We start from the raw sequence: 26,050 nt of genomic DNA, 5'->3' as shown, positions 1-26,050 counted from the left end.
CCCGCACCCGTTGGTGCGCGCGGATCTTGGGCAGCGCGCGGGAGGGTCAGGGGTGGAGGTGGAGGCGGATGACGAGGTCGAGGAGGGCGAAGAGGAAGAGCGCGATGCCGACGAAGCCGTTCGCGGTGAAGAAGGCCCGGTTGACCTTGCTCAGGTCGGTGGGGCTGACCACCAGGTGCTGGTAGCCGAAGGCGACGGCGGTGAGCGCCAGGCCGATCCACCACAGCCAGCCGAAGCCGACCAGCGCACCGAACCACACGAAGAGCGCGAAGGTGACCACGTGCGCGACGGTGGAGGCGTGCAGCGCGAAACGCAGGCCGTACCGCGCCGGGACGCTGTGCACGCCGATCTCCCGGTCGACGTCGGCGTCCTGGCAGGCGTAGATCAGGTCGAAGCCGCCGATCCAGAGCCCCACCGCCGCGCCGAGCAGCCAGGCCGGCCAGGAGCCGTCCAGGGTGCCGGTGACGGCGAACCAGGCGCCGACCGGGCCGACCGCCTGGGCGACGGCCAGGATGGCGTGCGGCCAGTTGGTGAACCGCTTGCCGTACGGGTAGACGACCAGCGGGACCACGGCGAGCGGCGCGAGCACCAGGCAGAGCGGGTTGAGCAGGGCGGCGGCGGCCAGGAAGACCACCAGCGCGACGGCCGCGCCGGTCCAGGCCGTGCGGACGCTCACCGCCCCGGTGACCAGTTCCCGGTTCGCGGTACGCGGGTTCCGGGCGTCGATCCGCCGGTCGAGGATCCGGTTGGCGGCCATCGCGAACGTCCGCGCCCCGACCATCGCCACGGTGATCAGCAGCAGGTCGAGCCAGCGCACCCGCCCGCCGTCGACCCGCATCGCGGTCAGCGCCGACAGGTACGCGAAGGGCAGCGCGAAGACCGAGTGTTCGATCGCGACCAGCCTGAGGAAGGACTTGACCCGGCCCGGCCGTTCGGCCGGAGCGTCGAGGACCGCCATCAGATCCCGTACTCCTTCCAGCGCTTGTCCACCAGGGAGGTGACCTCCGGCGACATGGTCATCTCCTCCGGCCAGCCCCGGGTGTAGCCCTCGGCGGGCAGCTTGCGGGTCGCGTCGACGCCGGCCTTGCCGCCCCAGAACTGCTGGTACGACGAGTGGTCGAGGTGGTCCACCGGGCCTTCGGTGAGCAGCAGGTCGCGGGCGTAGTCGACGTTGCCGAAGGCGCGGAAGGCGACCTCGTTGTAGTCGTGCACGTCGCAGTCGGAGTCGACGATCACGATCAGCTTGGTCAGCGACATCAGGTGCGCGCCCCAGATCGCGTTCATCACCTTCTGCGCGTGCTTCGGGTACCGCTTGTTGATCGACACGATCGCGCAGTTGTGGAAGACCCCGGCGGCCGGCAGGTCGTAGTCGACGATGTCCGGGATCAGCAGCTTGAGCAGCGGCTGGAAGATCCGCTCGGTGGCCTTGCCCAGGCCGTGGTCCTCCTGCGGCGGCTTGGAGGTGACGATCGAGTGGTAGACCGGGTCGCGCTGCGTGGTCATCGTCTCGACGTGCAGCACCGGGAACGGCTCGACCGGGGTGTAGTAGCCGGTGTGGTCGCCGAACGGCCCCTCGGGCAGCCGCTCCCCGGGCTCCAGGTAGCCCTCCAGCACCACCTGGGCGTGCGCGGGCACCTGCAACGGCACGGTGAGGCAGTCGACCATCTCGACCCGCTCACCGCGCAGGAAGCCGGCGAACAGGTACTCGTCGATGTCGCCGGGGAGTGGCGCGGAGGCGGCGTAGCTGACCACCGGGTCGCAGCCGATGGCGATGGCCACCGGCAGCCGCTGCCCGAGCCGCTCGGCGACGGCGTGGTGCGCGGTGGAGTCCTTGTGGATCTGCCAGTGCATGCCCAGGGTGTTGCGGCTGTGCTGCTGGAGGCGGTAGAGGCCGAGGTTGCGCTTGCCGGTCTCCGGGTGCTTGGTGTGGGTCAGCCCGTAGTTGTGGAAGATCCCGCCGTCGCCGGGCCAGACCTGCAGGCCCGGCAGCCGGTTCAGGTCGACGTCGTCGCCCCGGTACACCACCTGCTGGCAGGGGGCGGTCTTCACCTTGCGCGGCGGCACCGACTTGAGCTGCATGACCTTGCCCAGGCCCTCGCGGATGCCCGACCAGCCGACCGGCAGCTCCGGCTTGACCAGCGCGCCGATCCGCTCGCCGATCTCGTCCAGCGACTCGACGCCGAGCGCCATCGCCATCCGCTTCTCGGTGCCGAAGAGGTTGATCGCCACCGGCATCTCGCCCCGGGTGGGACGCTCGAAGAGCAGCGCGGGGCCGTCCGCGCGGACAGTCCGGGTGACCACCTCGCTGATCTCCAGCGTGGGGTCGACGGGGACGCTCACCCGCCGCAGCTCGCCCGCGCGCTCCAGCGCCGCGAGGAAGTCCTTGAGATCGGTGTACGGGAAGCCACGAGCCGCCATGCGGCCAGTCTCCCGCACCGCGGGACGCACCGCCCACACCGGGTCGGCCCGGGCGGTGTGCGTCTCCCCACGCGTCCGGCCAACAGCTCGGGTCGAGGCGTCCCGTCGGGCCGGCCGGCTCCCGTTGGCATGGTCGGCGGGTGGCTGGGTAGTTGAGCCGCCGGTCGAGACGGGGAGCGGCGATGGGCGACGGACGGGTTCCGGCGGGGTTCACCGAGCAGCGGGCTCAGGTCGGCGACGTGGCGATCAACTATGTCCGGGGCGGCCGGGGACCGACCGTGGTGCTGCTGCACGGCTATCCGCAGTGCTGGCGGATGTGGCGGGGGCTGCTGCCGCAGCTGGCCACCTCGCACGAGGTGGTCGCCCCCGATCTGCGCGGCTTCGGCGACAGCGACGCCCCGCCCGGCGGATACGACAAGAAGACCGTCGCCGCCGACCTGCACGGGCTGCTCACCGGGCTGGGCCTGGCCGGCGACATCCGGCTGGTCGGCCACGACCTGGGCACCATGGTCGCGTACGCGTACGCCGCCGCCCATCCCGACTCGGTCGCCCGGCTGGTGCTGACCGAGGCGCCGATCCCCGACGAGAGCATCTACACCATCCCGGCGCTGACCGCCGCCGGACCGGCGGTGTGGAACTTCGGCTTCTTCACCGTCCCCAACGGCCTGCCGGAGCAGCTCGTCGCCGGCCGGGAGGCGCTCTGGGTGGACCGGTTCAGCGACTCGATCATGGTCAACAAGGGCAGCCTCGGCCCGGACGACATCGAGGAGTACGCCCGGCACCTGCGCGACGAGGCGCACCTGCGGGCCAGCTTCGGCTACTTCCGGGCGTTCGGGCAGGACATCGCGGACAATTCCGGGTACCGCACGTCAAAGCTGGCCATGCCGGTGCTCGCCATCGGCGCCCAGGCGAGCCTCGGCGGCCAGGTGGCCGAGCAGGTCCGCCGGTACGCCAGCTCGGTGACCGGCGAGGTCGTCAAGGACAGCGGCCACTGGCTCTTCGAGGAGCAACCGGCGGAACTCGCGGCCCTGCTGCTGCCCTTCCTGCGGGACTGATGGACTGTCGTGCAGGTCAGCGGTTGCGCGCCAAGTCCACGAACGCGCGCCAGGCGGCCGGGCTGAAGGTCAGCATCGCGCCCTCGCGGTCCTTGCTGTCGCGTACGGCGACCACGCCGGGGAAATTGTCGGCCACCTCGACGCAGTCCCCGCCGTTGGTGCTGCTCCGGGTGCTGGTGCGCCACCCGGGCGCCGGTCAGCTCCATGATTCCGCCGCCTTCGCTGGCAACTCGATCGACTGCCGGGGCGGGAGCGCCTCACCCTGGATCGACTCCCAGGACGCCCGGACCGCCAGCACGTCCTCGGCGTGGTCGATCACCTTGCCCTTGAGCTGGTCGTCCAGGTAGGCGACATCCTCCCGGTGGGAAGCGTAGCCAGCGCGAAGGCTCCGGCGACACCGGATACGCGCCGACCGAGGCGGGCACGACCTGCAGCCGCACCCGGGGATGGTCCGTAACCACCTTCACCAGGCGCAGCAACTGCTCGCGCATCACCAGGGGGCCGTCGACCGGGCGGCGCAGCACGTGCTCGTCCAGCACCGCGACGAGCTGCGGCGGTCCCCTGTCCTGGCCAGGTCCTCCTGGGTCATCCGCCGCGCTGCCCGCATGTGCCGCAGCTCCTCGATCAGCACCCGTGACCGCTCGTCCATCCGCACGTCTTCTCACCACCGCGCCCGCGTTTCTCACCGACCTCACCGGCGACCTCGCCAGGCACACAGGACAGCCGAATGCCTTCCGAACGTAGTGGAGTCCTCACTGGACCGTGCACAACGGAGCCGCCCGGATCCCACCCCGGAAGACGGGCGGAAACGCGGAGGGGCCGTCCGGCACGTCGGCGACGGTGTACTCGCTGTGATCGTCTGGCCCCGACCTCGCCGCCGCCGAACCCGAGCCGGCGGCACCCAAGCCCTGGGTCACCAGTGCCGCCCACGATCGTGTTCCGCGACCGTTTGCTGCTGCCCGGTCACCGCCGCTGTGCTGCGGCTCGATCAAGACGAGCCGCGTCGACTGGAGCCATCGGCAAGATTTCGGCGATGGCCGACAACCGGATCCTGATGCGGCGCCGATAAAGAGATGCCGGAGAGAGGAGTCCAGTTGTCGGCAGAAGAGGACGAAGAGTATGTCGAGTACGTATCGGTGGCGCTGAGTAGGCTACGGCGTTCCGCGTATCTGCTCTGCGGCGACGCGCATCGCGCCGACGACGTCGTACAGTCCGCCCTGGTCACGGTCTACCTGCGCTGGTCGAAGATAAGGACGGTCGAGAACCTCGACGGGTACGTGCACCGCATCCTGGTGCGCCGCTACCTCGACGAGACCCGCCGGTCCTGGGCGAAGGTGCTGTTGTCCTGGCGGACGCCCGAGCCGCGGTCATCGGCGGGACCAAGCGTGGAGGACACCGATGCCGTGCGCTCGGCCCTCGCAGCGTTGAGTCGAGGCCAGCGCAGTGTGCTGGTCCTGCGGTTCTTTTGCGACATGTCGGTGCAGGAGACCGCGACGGCGCTGGGCTGCTCCACCGGCAGCGTCAAGAGCCAGACATCACGTGGGCTCGCCACCATGCGCCGCCTTCTGAGTGAGCAGTGGCCCGGCGCTGATCAACGCCGCCTTCAAGAAATGAGGAGTGTGTAATGCATGGCGATGAAGACCGCGACGCTGCGGTAGTCCGTACCCTTTTGTCCACAGTAGCGCCCCCGCCGGGCCGGGTCGCGCCGGCCGGGCTGGTCGCCGACGGCCGGCGGGCCCGTCGCCGGCGCCGGTCGGCGGCTACGGTCGCCGGGGTCTTCGTGCTCAGCCTCGCCACCGTTGGCGGGGTGAGCGCGTTCGACCGCAGCCGGGACGACAGCGGCAGCCAGGTCCTGAGCCCCGCCGCAGTCGGCACCGCGGGTCCTTCCGCCCCCTGCACCGTGGCGGCGTTGGAGCTACCGCCGAAGGCGACGACCGCCGAGGTCAACGCCGGCTCACCGAGCGGTCGCTTCCTGGCCGGGTTCTCCTCGGTCGGAGACGCGCTGGCCACGCCGGTCCGCTGGGACGGCATGCGGGCCGAGCCCATCAAGGTCAACGGGCCCGCCGAGGCCAAGGGCGTCAACGACAGCGGGGTTACGGTGGGTAGCGGCCAGGACGCGGGCGGCCGGTCGATCGCCTGGGCGTACGTCAACGGCAAGGTGATCACGCTGCCGATCCCCAAGGGCTACACCGGCGCGGAAGCGACCGCGATCAACGCCCGCGGGGACGTGGCCGGGGTGCTGTTCGGGGGTGACCGGACGGCAGCGGCCGTCTGGCGCGGCACCAGCGCGAACGTCCAGGTGGACATCCTCCCGGCACCGGGCCGGGCGATGGCGTTCGGCATCTCGGACAGCGGGGTCGTGGTCGGTTCCCTGGACGACGCCAAGAACAGCTCCGCCTACCTATGGGACACTCAGGGACAGGGCAGCCGCCCGACCGTCCCGGCCGGATTCGTCAGTTCGGGCGTGCGCGGCACCCGGGGCGAGTGGGCGTACGGCGTGCTCAGTCGGCTGGTCGAGCAGTCCGCCTCAACCTCGGTGCCGAGCAGGACTCAGCGCGGCGGCGAACGGATCGCGACCTCGCCGCCGCCGAACGGCCCGACCGCAGGCAGCCAGAACGTCGCAGTGGTATGGAACCTCCGGACCGGCCAGGCCACCACCGTGTCGGGTGGCGAGGTCGAGGCCGTCAACTCCGGCGGCGAGATGGTGGTCAACCACGACGACCGGACCGCCTCGCTGCGCTCCCCGGACGGCACGCTCCGCAAGCTGCCCAGCCTCCCCGGTGAGGACAACAGTTATGCCTTCGCGCTCAGCGACGCGGGTACGCAGGCCGCCGGTACAAGCGGGCACAAGCCGGTCCGCTGGCAATGCCAGGCAGGTGGAAACTGATGCGATCCCATTGGCATACCGCCGCACGGTTGGGCCTCGCCTTGGCTGTCCTGGCTGGCGCCCAGGTCACGGCCGGTCAGGCCACTGCGGGCGCCACCAGCGCCGCCGCCCCTCGGGCCAAGCCCGCGCCGGTGGAGCCGGTTCGGACGGTCACCCTGCTCACCGGCGACCGGGTCACCGTGCACGGTGCCGACGCCGCCCGCTATTCGATAACCCGAGGTAAGGGGCGGGAGCACGTCACGTTCGCCGCCACCAGGGCCGCCGGCCACCTGCGGGTGGTACCGAGCGACGCGGTCGGCCCGCTGCGTGACGGACTGCTGGACAGCCGGCTGTTCAATGTGACAACACTGCTCGACAGCGGCTACGACGACCGGGCCGCCGAGCTGCCGCTGATCGTCACCTACGCCGACGGCGCCGCCGGGCGGACCGCGCGGGCCGGCGCGGCCACCGCCGGGGCCCGAGTCGTACGGGCGTTGCCGGGCAAGGGCAACTTCGCGGTACGCGCCGCACGGAGCGACGCCGGACAGTTCTGGCGCAGCCTGCCCGTCGGGACGCGGGCAGCCGCCCCGACCAGCGGCGTACGCAAGGTGTGGCTGGACGGCCTGCGCAAGCCGGCGCTGGCCACCAGCGTGCCGAAGATCGGTGCCCCGGCCGCCTGGCAGGCCGGCTACACCGGTAAGGGCGTGACGGTGGCGATCCTGGACACCGGCGTCGACGGCGATCACCCGGACCTGACCGGCCGGATCGCGGCCTCGAAGAACTTCACCGAGGGCCTTGAGGACGACCGGGACCTGGTCGGACACGGCACGCACGTGGCGTCCACGGTGGCCGGCAGCGGGGCCGCCTCCGACGGAAGCAACCGAGGGGTGGCACCGGACGCCAACCTGGTCAGCGGCAAGGTCTGTGTCGTCTTCGGTTGCGCCGAGTCGTGGATCATGGCCGGAATGCAGTGGGCAGTCACCGAGCAGCACGCGAAGGTCGTCAACCTGAGCCTCGGCAGCCCGGACGGCCCGGAAACGGATCCGCTGGAGCAAACGGTAACCGACCTGAGCACCCAGTACGGCAGCCTGTTCGTGGTGGCCGCCGGCAACGAGGGACCCGCGAAGTCGATCGGCTCGCCGGCAAGCGCCCCCGCCGCGCTGGCCGTCGGCGCGGTGAACCGTGACGACGTCCTCGCCGATTTCTCCAGCCGAGGACCGGCGACCGCCGACGCCGCGGTGAAACCCGAGCTGACCGCACCCGGGGTCGACGTCACCGCGGCCCGCAGCTCGGACGGTCGCCTCGGCACGCCCGGCGACCCGTACGTGACGCTCTCCGGCACGTCGATGGCTACCCCACACGTGGCCGGGGCGGCGGCGCTGCTGGCCCAGCAGCATCCGGACTGGTCCGGCGAGCAGCTCAAGGCGACGCTGATGGCTGCTGCGGTTCGGGTCCCCGACACCGGGGTCTTCGGGCAGGGCGCCGGCCGGGTGGACGTCGGTCGGGCGGTCACGCAGTCGATCACGGCGAGTCCACCGAGCGTGGCGTTCGGGCTGCAACAGTGGCCGCACGCGGATGACGAGCCGGTGACCAGGACCGTCACCTACCACAACAGCAGCAGCGGACCGGTCGAGCTGGCGTTGACCGTCCAGGCCACCGGTCCGACCGGCCAGCCGGCACCGGCCGGGATGTTCACCCTGGCGGCCAACCGGCTCACCGTACCGGCCGGCGGCACCGCCCAGACCACGCTGACCGCCTCCACCCGGCTGGACGCGCCGGACGGCCACTACGGCGGCTATCTGGTCGCCACCGCCGGTGATCTGGTGGTGAACACGCCGCTGTCGATCGGTAAGGAGATCGAAAGCTACAACATGACGCTGGTGCATACCGACCGGGACGGCGCCCCGGCCACCGATGTGGAGCCGATGGTCTTCCGCATCGACGGGGCGACCGAATGGATTCCGGTGCCGGCCAGTGGCACGTTGCGGCTGCCGCGCGGGACGTACATGGTCGGCACCTGGATCTACGAGCCTGACGGTGACCTGACCAACCTGGTGCAGCCCCGACTGGAGCTGACCCAGAACCAGACCGTCAACCTCGACGCCCGGCTGGCCAAACCGCTGAAGGTGACCGTGCCGAACCCCACGGCCAGCTCACTCATCGCGGAACTGATCGTTGGCGTTCCGACCGAGGACAAGGCCGGCATCGCCAGCCTCACGTTCGGCGACTCCTTCGACCAGATGTACAGCGCGCAGCTCGGGCCGGTCGGCACGCACGACGGTGTGTGGGCGAAGGTCGGTAGCCAGTGGGCCCGGGGCGGCGACACCGGCCCGACCGACAGCCCGTACGGCTATCGGCTCGCCTGGTATGTGCGGGGCAGCGTGCCCACAGGGTTTGTCCGGGACGTACGCCCCGAGGAACTGGCCACGGTGCAAGCCTCGTACGCCAGCTCCACCCCGGGATTGCGCGGCCGCTTCACCGCGATCGCCTCGGTCGAGGATCTGCCCAGCGGCGGCTTTCTTGCCGACGTCGATTTCGCGCTGCCCATGACCCGAACCGAGTACTACAACGTTGACACTGGCGTGACCTGGGAGAACGGCTTTCGCGAGCACAGCGCGGACAATCAGCACTTCGTGACCTCACTGTGGGGCGTGGGCCGCTACCAGCCGGGCCGCACCTACCGGGAAAGCTGGAACCGGGGCGTGTTCGGGCCGACCTTCTTCGGACTCGATATCCCGGACGGTGAACCGAAGGGAGTCGCCCGGACGAACAACACGATTCGCGCTTACCTCTCGCTGTACTCGGACACGGCGGACCGGTTCGCGCTCTCGGAAGACGCGGAATATGCCTCCTCGCTCTACCGCAACGGGGTCCTGCTCGGCACGGCGGACGGGTGGGAGAGCACGTTCGAAGTACCCGCCGGCGAGGCCGGCTACCGGCTCCGGCTCGACGCCCGACGCGACGCGCCGTCCAGCCTGGCCACCCGGACCAGCATCGAGTGGACGTTCCGGTCCGCCGCCAGCCCCGGCAGCAGTTCTCCGCTGCCGCTCTCGGTGGTGCGGTTCGCTCCGCAGCTGGACGAGACCAACGCGGCGCCGGCCGGAGCCACCGTCAAGATTCCGGTGACCGTGTACCGCCAGCCGGGTGCGCCCACCGGAATGGTCCGTGATCTCACCGTCGACGTCTCCTACAACGACGGGCGGACGTGGCAGCGGGCAGAGCTGAAGCGGTCCGACGCTGGCGGGATGCTCACCGTGCGTCATCCAGCAACCGCCGGCTATGTGTCGCTGCGGGCCAGGAGCACCGACAGCGCGGGCAACACGGTGGACCAGACCATCATCCGAGCCTACCGGCTGACCGAAGGGTAGGCACCTCCCGGTCCACCTGGTCGATCCACCAACGCGGGGGCGCTGCGAACCGATTTCCCGCCGGTTCGCACCGCCCCCGTTACCTGACCCTCAACACCTTCCGCCTCGCCGGACGCGCCAACATCACCCACGCCCACCGCGACCTGCACGACCGCACCGACACCTTCGCCGTCTACAACATCAACAAACCATTATCAAGACGGACACAAAGGACCAACGCCGACGCCGGGGCCGGGGCCGTGAGTCAACCCCCGCTCGATCTGATCACGAATATCGATCTCGATGATCTGGTGCCCGTTGGTCGCATAGGCCAACGGCGCATCGAGCCTGTCGGCGTACCGGCGCGCCTGCTGGGCCCCTGTACGGAAGTCCTTGGGGCTTGCCTTCGGATCGGTTCGGCCTCGCCGGCGAAGACCCCCAGGCCTTCACCGGTCAGGCGGTCGGCTCCCAGGCGTACCCGGCCAGGGAGGGGTCGAGCGGGGCGTCGGTGAGCCGGTTGGCAAAGGTGGAGATCGTGTACGTGCCGACGCCGAGCACCACGTCGAGGGCGTGCCGGGGGCGCCAGCCGGCGGCGAGGAACGCGTGCAGATCGCTCTCCGGCACCGCGCCCCGGTGGTCGAGGACGGCGACGGTGAACCGGCGCAGCGCCTCCAGCCTCGGGTCGGCCAGTGCCGCGCCGGCCCGCAGCGCGGCGATCAGCTCGGGGTCGGCGCCGTGCCGGGCAAGGGTGGCGGTGTGCATCGCCACGCAGACGTGGCACTCGTTGCGGGCGGCGACGGTCAGCACGACGACCTCCCGCTCGACCGGGTCGAGGTCGGTGGACTCGAAGGTGGCGCTGGCGGTGAGGAACCCCGTGAGCAGCTCGGGGGATTCGGCCATCCGGGCGACGGCGGCGGGCAGGTGGCCGAGCTTGCGCTGCACGCCGGCCATGGTCGGGCGGGCGGCGGCGGGCGCGGTCTCGGGAGTGTGGGCGGTGAAGACGGACATGCCGGCCCCTCTCGGGTACGATGGTCAACGTGGTTGACCAAACAGTAAACGAGGTTGTCGAACATGGCAACACCTGACCCGGAACGCCCCGGCTTCCTGCTGCCCCTGCTGTTGCTGGCCGGCTTCCGTACCCTCATCGACGACCTGCACGCCGAGCTGGCCCGGCAGGGGCACCCGGACCTCCGGCCGCTGCACGGTTTCGTCCTCCAGGCCGTCGGCCTCGACGGCACCACCGCCGGCGAGCTGGGCCAGCGCCTCGGCGTCTCCAAGCAGGCGGCCGGAAAGACCGTCGACCGGCTGGTCGCGCTCGGTTACCTGGAACGCGCCGACGACCCCGCCGACGCCCGCCGCAAGCTGGTCCGGATCACCGCGCGGGGCGCCGACGGGCTGCGCCGCTCGGCGGTGGTCTTCGACGACCTGCGTGCCCGTTGGGCGGCCACCCTGGGCGAGGAGCGGGTCAGCGCGATGGAGGACGACCTGCGGCGGGTCACCCCGCCCCACTTCTTCCGCCTCGACGTCCCCGGCTGGTTCGGCGGCTGACGCGTCCGGTCCTGATCGTCTCAGGCCCCGGCGTAGAGCACGTCGAGATCCACCAGGACAACGTCCGGGCGACCGCCCGCCATCCCCGTCAACTCCGCCGTGAAACCCTCCGCGCTCGCCAGCAGCAGTCGGGTGTCGCTCGCATCGAAGCCGGGCCGCGGGAGCAGCAGCTCGCGCAGCCGACCGAGCCGTTCCAGATCGGGTACGCCCAACCGGCGGCCCCACTTCACCTCACCGATGGCGAGCAGCGGGCGAGGGCCGTCACCGAGCGGCGGCTCGCCGAGCGCGACGAGATCGAGTTCGTGACTGGTCCGGCTGGTGGGATCGGTCAACGTGCCCGAGCTGGCCTCGGCGACCGGCCCGCCGAGGACGTCCGGCTCGGCGAAGCGCACCGACCACTGCCGGACGATCTCTTCGAATCGCGGTCCGAGCACCGCGCTGGCGTACCGGCGCTGCGACCTGCGCCAGACGTCCGCGCCCCGACGTTGCTCCAGCGCCGTCCAGGCCGGTCGCATGACGGCCTGGTAGAAGGTGATGAGTGGTTCGGTGATCCGGTAACTGCTGCGCCCGCTCCTCAGCGGATCCGGCTCCCGGACCAGGAGGCCGGCGTCCTCCAGCACGGTGAGCGGATGTTGCAGCTCGTTCGCCTTCCGCCCGATGTATCCGGCGATTCCGCCACGACTGGCGTTGCCCTCGGCGACCGCGGCGAGCACCGAGTGGTAGAGCGCGGTGTCACGCAGGTCCGGGTCCTCCGCCAACAGGTACCGCGCCTCACGGAAGAGTGGGCGCGCCGGGTTGAGCACCGCCCGGGCGACCCAGGCGTCGAAGTCCTCCAGCCCGGTCGGCGCGTCGTCCTGGACGTACTCCCTCCGGTAGGCAGGCGTGCCACCGACGATGGCGAACACCTTCGCCGCCAGCACGGGGTCGTCGAGGCCCCAGAAGGTGGCCGCCGAGCGGTAGTCGAGGGGCTGGACGGGCAGTTCCAGGCCGGCCCGGCCACGCAGCGGGGCCGAACCGGCGAGGAGACCGCCCATGAAGGACAGGGCCGAGCCGCAGAGCAGGAGGCGGGTCCGCGACCCGACCCGCTCCGGCCGCCCCGGCGTGAGCGCGTGCTGGATGATCGACGGCAGGTCCCGCGCGGCGCGGGCCAGGTATGGGAACTCGTCGATCACCACGGTCGTCGGCCGGTCGCGTCCGAGGGCGAGCAGGGCGTCAACGGCGCCGGCCCAGTCCGTGAGGTGGACCGGTCCGGGGGCGCCCGTGAATGCCCCGATCGCCTCGCCGAGCCGTCGGAGCGACTCGGCGGCCGTCGCCTCGGTGGCACCGAAGTAGAAGCCTCCGGTGGCTCGGGCGAGTTCGTACAGCAGCAGCGTCTTGCCCTGGCGACGCCGACCACTGACCACCCCGAGCGTGGCGCCCGGACGCTCGTCACCGGCGAACCGGGCCAACTCGGCCCACTCGACGTCCCGATCGAAGATCTCCTGCGGCTTCGCCAGCTCGCTCATGCCGTCACCGCATTTCGTAGAAGTACAGTTCTTAGAAGTGTAGTTCTACATTTTGCAGCGCCCAGCCCTGCGGGCCGAGCGGATCGAGCCGGCCGACGTCCCGGAGATCGCCTACCAGGTGACGATGAGCGTCGACCGGGTCCTCACGAGCCGGTCGCGGGAGCCCGACGGGTCACTCGACCCCGGCGTAGGAGTGCAGGCCGGTGAAGAAGAAGTTCACCCCGAACAGGTTCATCAGCACGGTCAGGAAGCCGAGCACGGCGATCCAGGTGGCCACGTTGCGCTTCACGCTCGGGGTGGCCCGGGCGTGCAGGTAGCCGGCGTAGACCACCCAGGAGATGAACGCCCAGGTCTCCTTCGGGTCCCAGCCCCAGGCCCGACCCCAGGCCGCCTCGGCCCAGATCGCGCCCGCGATGACCGCGAAGGTGAAAATCGGGAACGAGAAGGCGTGCAGCGCGAAGGTCAGCCGCTCCAGGCCGGCCGCCGCGGGCAGCCGCCGGCCCAGCGTGTATGGGAAGCTCCGCCGGCCCTGCTCGTACCCGTTGCGGATCAGGAACGCCGCCGCCGGCACCACGCCCAGCAGGAAGAGGCCCGAGCTGAAGACGATCGTCGACACGTGGATGATGAACCAGTACGACTGCAGCGCCGGCATCAGCGGCACCACCTGGACGTAGAGCTTCAGCTCGGCGAAGGCGAGCAGCAGCACCATGACCAGGGTGAGGAAGAGCCCGAGGCGGCGCAGCGCGGGGCGCTTCCAGAGCACCGCCAGCCAGGCCGCCGTGCCGATCCAGGTGACCGTCAGCACGAACTCGTACATGTTGCCCCAGGGCATCCGGTCCGCGGCGATGCCCCGCGTCACCAGTGCGCCGAGGTGCAGCGCGGCGGCCAGCACGGTCACCCAGGCGGCGATCCGCCCGGCCAGCCGGGCCCGCTGGCCCGACCGGCTCCGCCGGGTCTCCCCGCCGGCCGGCGTGGCGGGGGCGTCGACCGGGCCACCGGCAACGCCCACTCCCGCCCCGACCAGCTCGCGGGCGGGGGCGGCGGCCGACACCGCGCGGACGTTGCCCAGCGCGTACTCGACGGCGTGGCCGATCATCGCGACCAGGTACGCCAGGATCGCGAACGTCACCAGTTGGTCGGAGACTGCGGACATCACTCGACTCCCTCTCGTGCCCGCCCGTCGGACCGCCCGTCGTCGCCGACCGCGGCGACGAGCTGCGCGAACTCGTCGGCGAACCCTGGATGCTCGGTGCGCGGCAGCCCACCGGCCTCCACCAAACTACTACCGCCCGTCGGAGATCCACCGTCGGGGTCGCCGGGTGTCACCCGGAACCAGACCCGCCGACGCCGGGCAAAGAGCGAACCCATCAGCCCGGCCAGCAGCACCACGCAGGCACCGAGCATCAGCGTCTGGCCGGGGGCGTACCGCACCGAAAGGGTGATGTACGGCTTGGTGCCCAGGAACTCCAGGCTGCTGCCGTCGTCCAGGGTCCACTTCTCGCCGAGGCCCAGCTTCTTCTCGCCGACCTGCTTGAGCTTGCCGTTGTCGACCTGCCGCTGGTCCAGCTCGTAGACCGACCCGGGGATGCCGGCGTCCAGCCCGAGGTTCCCCCGGAACGCCCGCAGCACCACCGCCGGGTTCCGCTCGGTGGGGTACGTCGAGGAGGTGAAGGGCGGGTTCTCCGGCGCGGTCGGCAGGTAGATCCCGTCGAAGGCAACCTGCTGGTCGGCGGCGCGCTGGCCCGTCTTCGGGTCGACGTTGGCGTCCGGGAAGGCGGCCACGCCCTCGCTGGTGAGGTTGGCATCCCCGCTGGTCAGGAACGGCACGGTGCTGGTCTGGCTGCGCCCGTACCGGTCGGTGTACTTCAGGACCGGGGCGTACCCGTGGCCGAGCAGGTAGACGTTGGCGGAGCCGAGCCGCAGCGGCGAGTTGACCGAGAAGTCGGCCGTCCGCCTCGACCCGTCCGGCTCGTCCACGGTCACCGAGGCCCGGTAGCTCTCCGGCTGCCCGGAGGGGAGGAACCGGGCGTCGAAGCCGTCCAGGCTCAGGCAGAACCCGGGCAGGTCGGCGCTGTCCACCTGCGGGCCGAGCGAGGCCTCGCTGTACTGCTGGCGGGTGTTGCAGAAGGCATTCTCCTCGCCGGCCACCAGCAGCCGGTTGCCGTGCCAGCCGTACCAGGAGCCGAGCGCGACGCCGATCAGCACGGCGACCAGCGAGGTGTGGAAGAGCAGGTTGCCGGTCTCCTTGAGGTAGCCCTTCTCGGCGGAGACCTCGTTGCCGCGTACCTCGACCCGCCAGCGACGCCGGCGCAGCACCGCGGCGATCGCCGCCGGGTCGGTGGGCGCGTGCGCCGGCAGCACGGTGTGCTGCGGCAGCCGCTCCAGGCGCTTCGGCGCGGCCGGCGGCCGGGAGCGCAGCGCGCGCAGGTGGTCGCGCATCCGGGGCAGGATGCAGCCGACCAGCGAGGTGAACAGCAGCAGGTAGATGGCGGAGAACCAGACCGAGCCGAAGACCTCGAAGGCGCCGATCCGGTCGAGCTGTGGGGCCAGCTCGGGGTGCGCGCGGAAGTACTCGTCGACCTTCTCCGGGTTCACCCCGCGCTGCGGCAGCACCGAGCCGGGGATGGCGGCGACCGCGAGCAGGAAGAGCAGCACCAGGGCGGTACGCATGCTGGTGAGCTGCCGCCACGAGTTGCGCAACAGGGCCAGCAGCCGGTTGGGCCGCCGCCGGGGCGCCTGGGCCGGCGGGGTGGCCGGCCGGTCGGCCACGGTCGTCATCAGATGCTCACCTCGCCCACGCCCACGGTCGTCTGCAGCCAGATCACGAAGTTCTGCCACCCGCCGGTGACCAGCGCCAGGCCGATCAGGATCAGCAGGACGCCGCCGACGCGGGTGATCCAGCGGCTGTTGCGCCGGACGGCGCGGAAGACCCCGAGCAAACGGTGGAAGCCCAGCCCGAAGACGACGAACGGTATCCCCAACCCGAGGCAGTACGCCACGGCCAGCACCACGGCCCGGTCGGTCTTGCCGGCCGCCGTGGCCATGCCCAGCACCGCGCCCAGGGTCGGGCCGGTGCAGGGCAGCCAGCTCAGCGCGAAGACCGCACCGAGAACCGGCGCCCCGAGCAGCCCGGCGGCGGGCAGCCGCCGGATGCGGAGCTCGCGCTGCATGCCCGGCACCACGCCCAGGTAGCTCAGCCCGAGCAGCACGACCAGCGCGCCGATGACGATCTCCAGGGTCCGCTCGTGGTCGTAGAAGACCCGGCCGAAGCTGGCGAAGAGGATCGCGGTGGCGGTGAAGACCACGGTGAAACCGGCGATGAAGAGCATCGTCCCGGCGAGCACCCGCCCCTTGACCGCGGCCACCTGCCGGGCGGCCACGGGCGTCGCGACGGCCAGCCCGCCGCCGGCCGCGCCCGCACCGGCGGGCGGGGTCACGCCGCCGGCCGGCGGCGCTTCGGCGCGCGCCCGGCCCTCCAGGTCCGCGCCGGCGAGCCCGGTCACGTACGACAGGTAGCCGGGCATCAGCGGCAGCACGCACGGGGAGAGGAAGCTGACCAGCCCGGCGAGCGCTGCCGCGCCGATGGCCAGTAGCAGCGGACCCGACTCGGCGACCTGGCTGAACGTCTCGCCCATCAGCGGGAACCGGCGGCCGGCTGCTCGGCGGCGATCCGCTCGACGATCGGTTGCAGGCCGTCCTGCTTGACGGCCGCCCGGATCACGGTGGCGACCCGGCCGTCGCGGTCGAGCACGACGGTGGCCGGGACGGTGTTCGGCGGGATCTCCAGGGCCAGCGCCAGCCGGCCCGCCGGGTCGAAGAGGCTCGGGTAGGTGACCCGGCCCTCCTCGAAGGCGATCGCCTTGTCCCGGCTGTCCTGCACGTTGATGCCGAGGAAGGTCACGCCGGAGCCCTTGGTGGCCTGGTAGGTGGCCTCCAGGTCGTCGGCCTCGGCGCGGCAGGGCGCGCACCACGAGCCCCAGAAGTTGAGCACGACCACCTGGCCGCGGGCCTGGGAGACGTCGTACCGGCCGCCGGTGAGCAGGTCACCGGCGATCTTCGGAGCGGCTGAGCGCTGCTCCGGCGCGCACGCGATGATGCCGCCGTCGTTGGCGCAGCGGCTCTCCCCGCTCTCGGAGGAGCAGCCGACCAGCGCCGTCACAGCGGTGACGGCGGCGAGCAGGGCGACGATCGGCCTCCGGGAACGCATCAGGCCCCCTTGGCCGTCCGGGCTGTCGTCGACATCGCGATCAGGTGCGCGGCGGGCTCGGTGTAGCCGATCCCGGTGACCTTCGCGCCGTCGAAGTGGAACGAGGTGAGGCTGGCCAGCCCGCACTGCCGGCGGCGCGGGTCGTGCCAGAGCCGCTTGCGCTCGACGTGGCGCCGCAGCGTCCAGATGGGCAGCTGGTGGGAGACCAGCACGGCCTCGCGCCCCTCGGCGGCGACCCGGGCGGCGTGCAGCGCGGCGAACATCCGCTCCGCGATGACCCGGTACGCCTCGCCCCAGGAGGGCGTCACCGGGTCGCGCAGCACCCACCAGTTGCGCGGGTCGCGGAACGAGCCGTCGCCCGGCGAGACCTTCTTGCCCTCGAACCAGTTGGCGCTCTCGATCAGCCGCTCGTCCGCCCCGACGGGGAGCCCGAACTGGGCGGCGATCGGCTCGGCGGTCTGCTGGGCCCGCTCCAGCGGACTCGCCACCACGTGCACGATCTCCCGCTCGGCGAGCACCTCGGCGGCCGCCTTGGCCATCTGGACGCCCAGCTCCGAGAGGCGGAAGCCGGGCAGCCGTCCATACAGGATCTGGTCCGGGTTGTGCACCTCGCCGTGCCGGAGCACGTGGACAACCGTTGCGCTCACGTTCCCTACCTTCCGTGGCCCGCCGCTGCCGCCGCGTTGGCCGCCGCCGGCATCGCGGCGGCGATCTGCTCCAGTGCGGCGTCGTCGATCGCCGCCGAGACGAACCACGACTCGAATGCGCTCGGCGGCAGGTAGACACCGGCGGCGAGCATCGCGTGGAAGAACGCCTTGAACGCGGGCACCTGCTGGGTGCGGGCGCTGTCGTAGTCACGCACCTCGGCGTCGGTGAAGAAGACCGAGAACATGTTGCCGGCGTACGACAGCCGGTGCGGGACCCCGGCGGCGGCCAGCGCGTCGGTGGCGAGCCGGCCCACGGCGGCGGCCGTGCCGTCCAGCCTGCGGTAGAGCGCGTCGTCGGCGAGCCGCAGGGTGGCCAGGCCGGCGGCGCAGGCCAGCGGGTTACCGGAGAGCGTGCCGGCCTGGTAGACCGGGCCGGCGGGGGCCAGTCGGGCCATGATCTCGGCACGCCCGCCGAACGCCGCCGCGGGCAGCCCGCCACCCATGACCTTCCCGTACGTCCACAGGTCGGCATCCGACGGGTCGAGGCCGTGCCAGCCGGCGCGGGAGACCCGGAAGCCGGTCATCACCTCGTCGACGATGAGCAGCGCCCCGTCGGCGTGGGCGATCGAGGCGAGCCGCTGGTTGAAGCCGTCACGCGGGGCAACCACCCCCATGTTGCCGGCGGCGGCCTCGGTGATCACCGCGGCGATGTGCCGGCCCTCCTCGGCGAAGACCTTCTCCACCGCCGCGAGGTCGTTGTACGGCAGCACGATGGTGTCGCCCGCCGCCGCGCCGGTGACGCCGGGCGAGTCGGGCAGCCCGAGGGTGGCCACGCCGGAACCGGCGGCGGCGAGCAGCGCATCGGAGTGCCCGTGGTAGCAGCCGGAGAACTTGACGATCTTGGAGCGGCCGGTGAAGCCGCGGGCCAGCCGGATCGCCGACATGGTGGCCTCGGTGCCGGAGTTGACCAGCCGGACCTGCTCGACCGGGGTGCGGTCGACGATCTCGGCGGCCAGTTCGACCTCGCCGGGGGTGGGGGTGCCGAAGCTGGTGCCCTTGCCGGCGGCCTCCCGGACGGCCTCGACCACCTCGGGGTGGGCGTGGCCGAGGATCAGCGGGCCCCAGGAGCAGACCAGGTCGACGTAGCGCCGGCCGTCGGCGTCGTACAGCCAGGGCCCCTCCCCCCGGACCATGAAGCGCGGGGTGCCGCCGACGGCACGGAAGGCGCGCACGGGAGAGTTCACCCCGCCCGGCACGATGGCCTTGGCGCGGTCGAACAGGGCCTCGGAGGCCGGCGCTTCGGCCGGGTAGCGGCCGGATCCGGCGGAAAAGGTGTCGGTCACGATGCCGCCATTGTGTCAGCGCCGGGCCGGCGATCGGCAGCCACCCCGGGGCGGGGTTACCAGACTCACCCCGGCGCGTGCGCCTGTCGGCGGAACAGTCTCACCGGGTCGAGCTGTCGAGATCGCGATAGGCTGGCCGGGTGGATCGTGCCGAACTGTCCATCACGCTACACCGGACGGGCGATGAAGTGGTGCTTCGCCTGGCCGGTGAGATCGACCTGCTCACGGCCGGCCAACTGTCGACCGTCGTCAACGAGGTGCTCGCCGACCCCCCGCCGCGCATCGTCCTCGACCTGGGCGGCGTCTCGTTCTGCGACTCCCAGGGCCTCGGCACCCTGGTGGTGCTCAGCCGCAAGGCCAGCCACGCGCGGACCCTGCTGGTGCTCAGCAACGTCGGCGACTTCCTGCTCCGCGTCCTGGACATCACCGGCCTCCGCTCCGCCCTGATGATCCGCAACGAGACCGTCCTCTGAACTCATGGGATTGGCGGCGACGTCGATCTCCCGAGCCGCCGCCAACCTCATGATCAACGAGGTGCGGGTCAGGTGGTGGGGACGTCGCGGCGGCGGAAGCTGGTCAGGCCGGCCGCGGCCAGGAGCAGGGCCAGGGCGGTGAGGGCGAGCAGCGGGGTGGCGGTCCAGGAGCCGCCGAGCACCTGCGGGGTGTGGGTGAACGGGGAGACGTCCAGCAGCCACTGGCTCAGCTTCAGCACCGCGCCGAGCTGACCGAGCAGCACGCAGACCACGAGCACCCCCCAGGCCACCGGGGCGAACCGGGGCAGCAGCCCGTAGAGCAGCACCGCCAGGCCGGCCAGCACCCAGGCGGCCGGCACCTGCGCCAGGCCCGCGCCGAGCATCCGGGGCAGCTGGCGCGGCACGTCACCCACGCTGATCCCGTAGGTGAGCCCGGTGGCGAGCCCGGAGACGGCCAGCACCACCACCGGCCCGAGCAGGGCGAAGAACAGGTGCGAGGCGAGCCAGCGGGACCGGTGCACCCCGGTGGCCAGCAGCGGCTCCGCCCGCCCGGCGGTCTCCTCGGTGCGCATCCGCAGCGCGGCCGCGATGCCGTAGCCGGCGGCGGCCAGGCCGACGAAGGCGAGCGCGCTACCGAGGTACGCCTCGGCGAGCGCGGACGTACCGCCGAGCCGGGCCATGATCTCCTTCAGCTGGGCGTTACCCTCGACCGATCTGCCGGCGGCCTCCGCCGCGCCGCCGAGGATCAGCCCAAGCAGCCCGAAGCCCACCGACCAGCCGAGCAGTTGCCCGCGGTGCAGCCGCCAGGCCAGCCCGAACGGCCCGGACAGCCCCCGGCCGGCGTGGGCCGGCCCGAGCCGGGGCGGCAGCAGCCCGGCGCCGAGGTCGCGGCGCACCGACAGCGGGTACGCGAGCGCGGCGAGCAGCATGCTCAGCGCGACGGGCAGCGCCAGCACCCACCAGCGCTCGCCCTCGTAGGCCCGGACGCGCGGGGCCCAGCCCAGCGGCGAGAGCCAGCTCGGCCAGTCCCGCTTCGCGGTGTCCCCGGCGAGCCGCAGCGCGAAGGCCAGGCCGAGCACCGCGACCGCGATCCCCCGCGCGCCCCCGGCCGTCTCGGTGAGCTGGGCGGCGAGCCCACCCACGGTGGCGAAGACGACCCCGACCAGCGCGGTCGACAGCCCGTACCCGAACGAGCCGGCCGCCGGCAGGCCGGTGGCGAGCAGGCCGGTGGCGGTGAGCAGGCCCAGCAGCAGGTTCGCCGCGTACGTGACCAGCAGCGCGGCGGTCAGGTCGGCGTACCGGCCGAGCACGGTGGCGCCGAGCAGTTCCCGGCGACCGGCCTCCTCCTCGGTACGGGTGTGCCGGATGACGGTGAGCAGGCTGACCAGCCCGACGATCAGGGTCAGGAAGCCGCCCCGCTGGGCGGTGAGCGCGCCGACGCTGTCGCCGTACACCGGGCCGAGCAGGGCGACGATCGAGGGGTTCGTCGCGGTGCCGGTGAGGTACGCGGCCCGGTCGGCGGCAGTCGGGAAGAGCTCGAAGAAGCTCGTCGCGTACGTCACCGGCAGCACGGCCAGCACCAGCACCCAGAGCGGCAGCAGGACGCGGTCGCGGCGCAGGATCAGCCGGACCAGGTGACGGGTGCCGGTGAGGGTGCTCATCGGGTCGCCCCCGCCGGCTCGTCGGTCGTCGTCCCGTAGTGCCGCAGGAACAACTCCTCCAGCGTCGGCGGCTGGCTGACCAGGCTCCGTACGCCCAGCTCGGCGAGCCGGCGCAGCGCGGCGTCCAGCGCCGGGTTGTCCACGTCGAAGCGCACCCGGTTGCCCTCCACCCGCAGGTCGTGCACGCCGGCGAGGTCCGCCAGGCCGTCCAGCGGGGCGGCGACCTCGGCGTCGATGGAGGTGCGGTGCAGGTGGCGCAGCTCTGCAAGGGTCCCGGTCTCCACGTTCCGCCCGTTGCGGATGATGGTGACCCGGTCGCAGAGCGCCTCCACCTCGGCGAGGATGTGGCTGGAGAGCAGCACCGTCCGGCCGTCCTGCTTGGCCCGGCGCACCCACCGCTGGAAGACCTCCTCCATCAGCGGGTCCAGCCCGGAGGTCGGCTCGTCGAGGATGAGCAGCTCGACGTCGGAGGCCAGGGCGGCGACCAGGCCGACCTTCTGCCGGTTGCCCTTGGAGTAGGCACGTCCCTTCTTGCGCGGGTCCAGCTCGAACGACTCCAGCAGCTCGGCGCGGCGCTTCGGGTTGAGCCCGCCGCGCATCCGGCCGAGCAGGTCGATCACCTCCCCGCCGGAGAGGTTCGGCCAGAGGGTCACGTCGCCGGGGACGTACGCCAGCCGACGGTGCAGCGCGACCGCGTCGCGCCACGGGTCGCCGCCGAGGAGTCGGACGGCCCCCGCGTCCGCCCGCAGCAGGCCGAGCAGCACCCGAATGGTGGTCGACTTGCCGGAGCCGTTGGGGCCGAGGAAGCCATGCACCTCTCCGGCGCGGACGCTGAGGTCGAGACCGTCGAGCGCCCGGGTCCGGCCGAAGGTCTTGACCAGGCCGGTCACCTCTATGGGAGTTTCCATGCATCAGAAGCTACACTCGTTTCACAAACTCGTGAAGACATTGAGATCCGAGGCGCGATCGACGTCCGACCCGCAGTGAGGAGCAACCGCCGATGGCTGACGACCGCCGTCCCGCCCCCGACGCCGAGGAGGTCCACCTCTTCGTCGAACGGATGGCGATGGCCTTCGCCGACGTCGGCTTCCCCCGGATGGCCGCCCGGGTGCTGTTCACGGTGATGAGCGCCGACGAGCCGCTGACCGCCGCCGAGATCGGCGAACAGCTGGGGGTGAGCGCGGCGGCCGTCTCCGGGGCCGTCCGCTACCTCACCCAGTTCGGCATGCTGCTGCGGGAGCCGGTGCCCCGCTCCCGCCGGGACCGCTACCGGGTGCCCGACAACCCCTGGTACGAGGCCACCATCACCAAGACCGGCCTCTACAAGAACTTCATCGACATCGCGAGCGCCGGCGTCGATGCGCTGCGCGGCCCGGTCACGCCAGGCGGCGAACGGGTCGCCGAGATGCGCGACTTCTTCGTCTTCGTCCAGGAGGAGATCGACTCGCTCGGCGAACGCTGGCGCATTCGCCGAGCCGCCGCGGGCCACGCCCCCCGCGCCGACTCCTGACGGCCGCACTTCCACGGAAAGATGTGGCCATCCTCGCGGGAATGGCCACTCTTTCTCGGAAAGTGCGCGGATCTTGGGGGGTGGGGGTGGGTCAGGCGGTGTTGCCCCAGCGGGCCTGTTCGAGGAGTTCGACGGCTCGGTCGCGGGCGTTCAGGTCATCGTTGGCGCGCAGGAGCGCGGTCGCCTCGTCTACGGCGTCAGTGAGCACGCGCCACTGGGCGTCCCGCTCCCGGACGAGGTCGGACTGCGCGGCCAACTGCCGGGTCTTCACCCACAGCTCCACAAAGACCGACACCTTGGCCCGCAGCACCCACGGGTCGAAGGGCTTGGTGAGGTAGTCCACCGCGCCCACCGCATAGCCCCGCAGGGCGAGCTGCGCGTCCTTGTCGGCGGCGGTGAGGAAGATGATCGGCACGTGCCGGGTCCGCTCCCGCCGCTTGATGTGGCTGGCGGTCTCGAACCCGTCCATGTCCGGCATCTGGGCGTCCAACAGGATCACCGCGAAGTCGTCCACCAGCAACTGCTTCAGCGCCGCCTCGCCGCTCTCCACGGCGACCGACTGCACCGGCAGGCCCTGGAGGATGGCCTCCAGGGCCATCAGGTTCTCCCGCCGGTCGTCCACCAGCAGTGCCTTGGCTGTCTGCGTCACGGATTCTCCCCGCCTCGGCTGCCACCGATCCACGACGCCATCCGCTCGATCAGCCCGTCCAGGTCCACCGGCTTCGTGATGTAGTCACTGCCACCGGCCGCGAGCGCCGACTCGCGGTCGCCCGGCATCGCCTTCGCCGTCAGGAAGACGACCGGCAGGTCCGCAAAGCGGTGATTGCGGCGGATCTGCCTCGTGGTCTCGTACCCGTCCTGGTCCGGCATCATCGCATCCATCAACACGATGTCCACCTCCGGATGCTCGGCCAGCAGGCGGACACCATCCGCCCCGTTGTCCGAGTACAACACGGTCATGCCGTGCAGCTCCAACGCGGAGGTCAGCGCGAAGACGTTCCGGACGTCATCGTCGACGATCAGCACGGTGGCGCCGTCGAGCTGCCGGGTGGCCGGGGCCTGCGGCGGTTGGGGCAGCAGCTCCATCGGCGGCATCAGCAGCGACGAGGGCAGGCCCGCGCGCTGCGGCGACGGGGCCTGCGGCGCCACCACCGCGTCCGGGGCCAGCACGTCGGGTACGAAGAGGGTGAAGGTCGAGCCCTGACCGGGCGCCGACGTGACGCTGATCGCGCCGCCCAGCAGGCGGGCCAGGTCCCGGCTGATCGACAGCCCCAGCCCGGTCCCGCCGTAGCGGCGACTGGTGGTGCCGTCGGCCTGCTGGAACGCCTCGAAGATCAGCGACAGTTTGTCGTCCGGGACGCCGATGCCGGTGTCGATCACGGTGAACGCGATCACCTGCCGGGCGTTGGTCAGCGCCGGCACGTCGAAGACCGCGCCCTCAGGCGCCGGGGCGATCCGCAATGTCACCGCGCCGTTGTCGGTGAACTTGACCGCGTTGGAGAGCATGTTGCGCAGGATCTGCTGCAACCGTTGGGCGTCGGTGACCAGCGCCGGCGGCAGCTCCTTGGCCACCCGCACCTGGAAGTCCAGGCCCTTCTCCTCGGCCTGCGGGGCGAACGCCTGCTCGACGTACCCGCGGATCTCGTCGAACCGGATCTCGGTGGGCTGGACGTCCATCCGGCCAGCCTCGATCTTGGACAGGTCCAGAATGTCGTCGATCAGGGAGAGCAGGTCGGAGCCGGCGCTGTGGATGGTGCGGGCGAACTCGATCTGCTTGCGGGTCAGATTCTGCTCCGAGTTCTCGGCCAGCAGCCGGGCCAGCAGCAGCAGCGAGTTCAGCGGTGTACGCAGCTCGTGGCTCATGTTGGCCAGGAACTCCGACTTGTACGCCGAGGCCCGGGTGAGCTGCTGCGCCTTCTCCTCCAGGCCGAGCCGGGCCAGCTCGATCTCCCGGTTCTTGGTCTCGATGTTGCCCTTCTGCTCGGAGAGCAGCTTGGCCTTGTCCTCCAGCTCCGCGTTGGTGCGCTGCAACTCGGCCGACTGGTCCTGCAACTCCAGGGCCAGCCGCTGCGACTGGGCCAGCAGTTCCTCCGTACGCCGGTTGGCCTGGATGGTGTTGACCGCGATGCCGGTGGTGAGCACCAGCCGCTCCAGGAACTGCAGGTGCAGTTCGGAGAAGCGGGCCACGCTGGCGAACTCGATCACGCCGAGCAGTTCGCCCTCGAAGAGGACGGGGAGCACGACCAGATCGGCCGGGGTCGTCTCGGCCAGCCCGGACCGCAGGGTGAGCCGCCCGTCGGGCAGCGCGTTGACCCGGATCGTGCGGCGGGACAGTGCCGCCTGGCCGACCAGCCCCTCCCCGGGCCCGAAGGTCACGTCGTGTCCACGGGCCACGTAGCCGTAGGAGGCGGTCAGCCGCAGCCGCATCACGCCCTCGGAGGTGTCCGCCAGGAAGAACGCGCCGAGCTGCGCGTCGACCAGCGGGGTCACCTCCATCATGATCATGCGACAGACCTCGCCGAGGTCACGCTGGCCCTGGAGCAGGCCGCCGATGCGGGCCAGGTTGGAGTCGAGCCAGCCCTGCTCGGCGTTCTCCTTAGTCGTCTCCCGGAGGGTGACGATCATCTGGTTGATGTTGTCCTTCAGCTCGGCGACCTCGCCCTGCGCCTTGACCGCGATCCGCTGGGTCAGGTCGCCGCGGGTCACCGAGGTGGACACCTGCGCGATCGCCCGCAGCTGGGTGGTGAGCGTCGAGGCTAGCTGGTTGACGTTCTCGGTGAGGTCACGCCAGGTGCCGGACACGCCCTTCACCTGGGCCTGGCCGCCGAGCTTGCCCTCGATGCCGACCTCGCGGGCCACCCGGGTGACCTCGTCGGCGAAGGAGGAGAGCTGGTCCACCATCGTGTTGACGGTGTTCTTCAGCTCCAGGATCTCGCCCTGCGCGTCCACCGTGATCTTCTGACCGAGGTCGCCCTTCGCCACGGCCGTGGTGACCGAGGCGATGTTGCGCACCTGCGAGGTCAGGTTCGACGCCATCGAGTTCACGTTGTCGGTCAGGTCCCGCCACGTACCCGAGACGCCCTTGACCTCCGCCTGGCCGCCCAGCTTGCCCTCGGTGCCCACCTCACGGGCCACCCGGGTCACCTCGTCGGCGAACGACGACAGCTGGTCCACCATCGTGTTGACCGTCGACTTCAGCTCCAGGATCTCGCCCCGGGCGTCCACGGTGATCTTCTGCGACAGGTCGCCCTTCGCCACCGCCGTGGAGACCTGGGCGATGTTGCGCACCTGGGCGGTCAGGTTCGACGCCATCGAGTTCACGTTGTCGGTCAGGTCCCGCCAGGTGCCGGCGACGCCGCGCACCTGGGCCTGCCCGCCCAGCTTGCCCTCGGTGCCCACCTCACGGGCCACCCGGGTCACCTCGTCGGCGAACGACGACAGCTGGTCCACCATCGTGTTGACCGTCGACT

22 protein-coding genes and 2 pseudogenes are annotated in these 26,050 nt (G+C 71.5%); 7 read left to right on the top strand and 17 right to left on the bottom strand.

Annotation, left to right across the window (positions count from 1 at the left end; all coding sequences use genetic code 11):
* Window positions 1–46 precede the first annotated feature (46 nt).
* Both mqnP and ABZ807_RS22025 read right to left on the bottom strand, forming a co-directional pair.
* Window positions 47–958: a menaquinone biosynthesis prenyltransferase MqnP gene (mqnP, locus tag ABZ807_RS22030; RefSeq protein WP_357160930.1), complete on the bottom strand. Its 912-nt coding sequence runs from the start codon at window positions 956–958 to the stop codon at window positions 47–49.
* On the bottom strand, window positions 958–2,418 hold the full coding sequence (locus tag ABZ807_RS22025; protein WP_357160927.1) for a menaquinone biosynthesis decarboxylase: 1,461 nt from the start codon (window positions 2,416–2,418) through the stop codon (window positions 958–960). The genes mqnP and ABZ807_RS22025 overlap by 1 nt, the downstream gene beginning before the upstream one ends.
* 182 nt (window positions 2,419–2,600) lie before the next feature.
* Between ABZ807_RS22025 and ABZ807_RS22020 the strand changes: the two genes are divergently transcribed.
* Complete coding sequence (locus ABZ807_RS22020; RefSeq protein WP_357160924.1) at window positions 2,601–3,473, top strand: alpha/beta hydrolase; 873 nt, start codon at window positions 2,601–2,603, stop codon at window positions 3,471–3,473.
* Between the two features lie 16 nt (window positions 3,474–3,489).
* On the opposite strand, the pseudogene ABZ807_RS22015 reads toward ABZ807_RS22020, so the two are convergent.
* The 3 genes and pseudogenes from ABZ807_RS22015 to ABZ807_RS22005 form a co-directional block, all read right to left on the bottom strand.
* Window positions 3,490–3,679 (bottom strand): annotated as a pseudogene (locus ABZ807_RS22015) (DUF397 domain-containing protein).
* Window positions 3,670–3,997, bottom strand: a pseudogene (locus tag ABZ807_RS22010) (Scr1 family TA system antitoxin-like transcriptional regulator). Before ABZ807_RS22010 ends, ABZ807_RS22015 begins: the two co-directional pseudogenes overlap by 10 nt.
* The gene (locus ABZ807_RS22005; RefSeq protein WP_357161064.1) at window positions 3,964–4,122 is read right to left on the bottom strand and encodes a hypothetical protein; all 159 of its coding nucleotides are present in this window, start codon (window positions 4,120–4,122) and stop codon (window positions 3,964–3,966) included. The pseudogene ABZ807_RS22010 and the gene ABZ807_RS22005 overlap by 34 nt, the downstream one beginning before the upstream one ends.
* Before the next feature lie 445 nt (window positions 4,123–4,567).
* Here ABZ807_RS22005 and ABZ807_RS22000 point away from each other — a divergent pair, with 445 nt between their 5' ends.
* From ABZ807_RS22000 to ABZ807_RS21990, 3 genes are read left to right on the top strand one after another with little or no spacing between them, the layout of a single operon-like run.
* Window positions 4,568–5,098 (top strand): SigE family RNA polymerase sigma factor, encoded by a 531-nt coding sequence (locus ABZ807_RS22000; RefSeq protein ID WP_357160921.1) that lies wholly within the window; start codon window positions 4,568–4,570, stop codon window positions 5,096–5,098.
* The gene (locus tag ABZ807_RS21995; protein ID WP_357160918.1) at window positions 5,098–6,360 is read left to right on the top strand and encodes a hypothetical protein; all 1,263 of its coding nucleotides are present in this window, start codon (window positions 5,098–5,100) and stop codon (window positions 6,358–6,360) included. The genes ABZ807_RS22000 and ABZ807_RS21995 overlap by 1 nt, the downstream gene beginning before the upstream one ends.
* Window positions 6,361–6,389: 29 nt before the next feature.
* The gene (locus ABZ807_RS21990) at window positions 6,390–9,707 is read left to right on the top strand and encodes a S8 family serine peptidase (RefSeq protein WP_357160915.1); all 3,318 of its coding nucleotides are present in this window, start codon (window positions 6,390–6,392) and stop codon (window positions 9,705–9,707) included.
* A gap of 432 nt (window positions 9,708–10,139) precedes the next feature.
* On the opposite strand, the gene ABZ807_RS21985 is transcribed toward ABZ807_RS21990, so the two are convergent.
* Window positions 10,140–10,694, bottom strand: coding sequence for a carboxymuconolactone decarboxylase family protein (locus tag ABZ807_RS21985; protein ID WP_357160911.1), 555 nt, complete (start codon window positions 10,692–10,694; stop codon window positions 10,140–10,142).
* A gap of 63 nt (window positions 10,695–10,757) precedes the next feature.
* Between ABZ807_RS21985 and ABZ807_RS21980 the strand changes: the two genes are divergently transcribed.
* On the top strand, window positions 10,758–11,234 hold the full coding sequence (locus tag ABZ807_RS21980) for a MarR family winged helix-turn-helix transcriptional regulator (protein WP_357160908.1): 477 nt from the start codon (window positions 10,758–10,760) through the stop codon (window positions 11,232–11,234).
* Window positions 11,235–11,254: 20 nt separating this feature from the next.
* Here ABZ807_RS21980 and ABZ807_RS21975 read toward each other — a convergent pair whose 3' ends face one another.
* From ABZ807_RS21975 to hemL, 7 genes are all read right to left on the bottom strand, one after another.
* Window positions 11,255–12,739, bottom strand: coding sequence for an ATP-binding protein (locus tag ABZ807_RS21975; RefSeq protein ID WP_357160905.1), 1,485 nt, complete (start codon window positions 12,737–12,739; stop codon window positions 11,255–11,257).
* 172 nt (window positions 12,740–12,911) lie between these two features.
* Window positions 12,912–13,892 (bottom strand): c-type cytochrome biogenesis protein CcsB, encoded by a 981-nt coding sequence (gene ccsB / locus ABZ807_RS21970; protein ID WP_357160903.1) that lies wholly within the window; start codon window positions 13,890–13,892, stop codon window positions 12,912–12,914.
* Window positions 13,892–15,517: a cytochrome c biogenesis protein ResB gene (locus ABZ807_RS21965; protein ID WP_357160900.1), complete on the bottom strand. Its 1,626-nt coding sequence runs from the start codon at window positions 15,515–15,517 to the stop codon at window positions 13,892–13,894. Before ABZ807_RS21965 ends, ccsB begins: the two co-directional genes overlap by 1 nt.
* Window positions 15,517–16,374, bottom strand: a complete 858-nt coding sequence (locus ABZ807_RS21960) for a cytochrome c biogenesis protein CcdA (RefSeq protein WP_357160898.1) — start codon at window positions 16,372–16,374, stop codon at window positions 15,517–15,519. Before ABZ807_RS21960 ends, ABZ807_RS21965 begins: the two co-directional genes overlap by 1 nt.
* Window positions 16,374–16,946 (bottom strand): TlpA disulfide reductase family protein, encoded by a 573-nt coding sequence (locus ABZ807_RS21955; RefSeq protein ID WP_357160895.1) that lies wholly within the window; start codon window positions 16,944–16,946, stop codon window positions 16,374–16,376. Before ABZ807_RS21955 ends, ABZ807_RS21960 begins: the two co-directional genes overlap by 1 nt.
* Entirely contained in the window at window positions 16,946–17,593 is a 648-nt protein-coding gene (locus ABZ807_RS21950; RefSeq protein WP_357160893.1) for a histidine phosphatase family protein, read from the bottom strand. The genes ABZ807_RS21955 and ABZ807_RS21950 overlap by 1 nt, the downstream gene beginning before the upstream one ends.
* 5 nt (window positions 17,594–17,598) lie before the next feature.
* Window positions 17,599–18,936: a glutamate-1-semialdehyde 2,1-aminomutase gene (gene hemL / locus ABZ807_RS21945; protein ID WP_357160890.1), complete on the bottom strand. Its 1,338-nt coding sequence runs from the start codon at window positions 18,934–18,936 to the stop codon at window positions 17,599–17,601.
* A 140-nt stretch (window positions 18,937–19,076) separates the two neighbouring features.
* Between hemL and ABZ807_RS21940 the strand changes: the two genes are divergently transcribed.
* Window positions 19,077–19,409, top strand: coding sequence for an STAS domain-containing protein (locus tag ABZ807_RS21940; protein WP_357160887.1), 333 nt, complete (start codon window positions 19,077–19,079; stop codon window positions 19,407–19,409).
* 68 nt (window positions 19,410–19,477) lie between these two features.
* Here ABZ807_RS21940 and ABZ807_RS21935 read toward each other — a convergent pair whose 3' ends face one another.
* A complete protein-coding gene (locus tag ABZ807_RS21935) occupies window positions 19,478–21,070 on the bottom strand; it encodes an ABC transporter permease (protein WP_357160884.1) in 1,593 nt (530 codons plus the stop codon).
* Window positions 21,067–21,978: an ABC transporter ATP-binding protein gene (locus tag ABZ807_RS21930; RefSeq protein WP_357160881.1), complete on the bottom strand. Its 912-nt coding sequence runs from the start codon at window positions 21,976–21,978 to the stop codon at window positions 21,067–21,069. Before ABZ807_RS21930 ends, ABZ807_RS21935 begins: the two co-directional genes overlap by 4 nt.
* 92 nt (window positions 21,979–22,070) lie before the next feature.
* Between ABZ807_RS21930 and ABZ807_RS21925 the strand changes: the two genes are divergently transcribed.
* On the top strand, window positions 22,071–22,580 hold the full coding sequence (locus ABZ807_RS21925) for a MarR family transcriptional regulator (protein WP_357160878.1): 510 nt from the start codon (window positions 22,071–22,073) through the stop codon (window positions 22,578–22,580).
* A gap of 91 nt (window positions 22,581–22,671) precedes the next feature.
* On the opposite strand, the gene ABZ807_RS21920 is transcribed toward ABZ807_RS21925, so the two are convergent.
* Both ABZ807_RS21920 and ABZ807_RS21915 read right to left on the bottom strand, forming a co-directional pair.
* Window positions 22,672–23,229, bottom strand: a complete 558-nt coding sequence (locus ABZ807_RS21920; protein WP_357160875.1) for a response regulator — start codon at window positions 23,227–23,229, stop codon at window positions 22,672–22,674.
* The coding region (locus ABZ807_RS21915) for a HAMP domain-containing protein (RefSeq protein WP_357160871.1) at window positions 23,226–26,050 on the bottom strand (2,825 nt) is incomplete at its 5' end. The genes ABZ807_RS21915 and ABZ807_RS21920, both read right to left, overlap by 4 nt.

This window comes from Micromonospora sp. NPDC047548, from assembly GCF_040642975.1.
GTDB lineage: Bacteria > Actinomycetota > Actinomycetes > Mycobacteriales > Micromonosporaceae > Micromonospora.
This window is presented reverse-complemented; position numbering and strand designations above follow the sequence as displayed.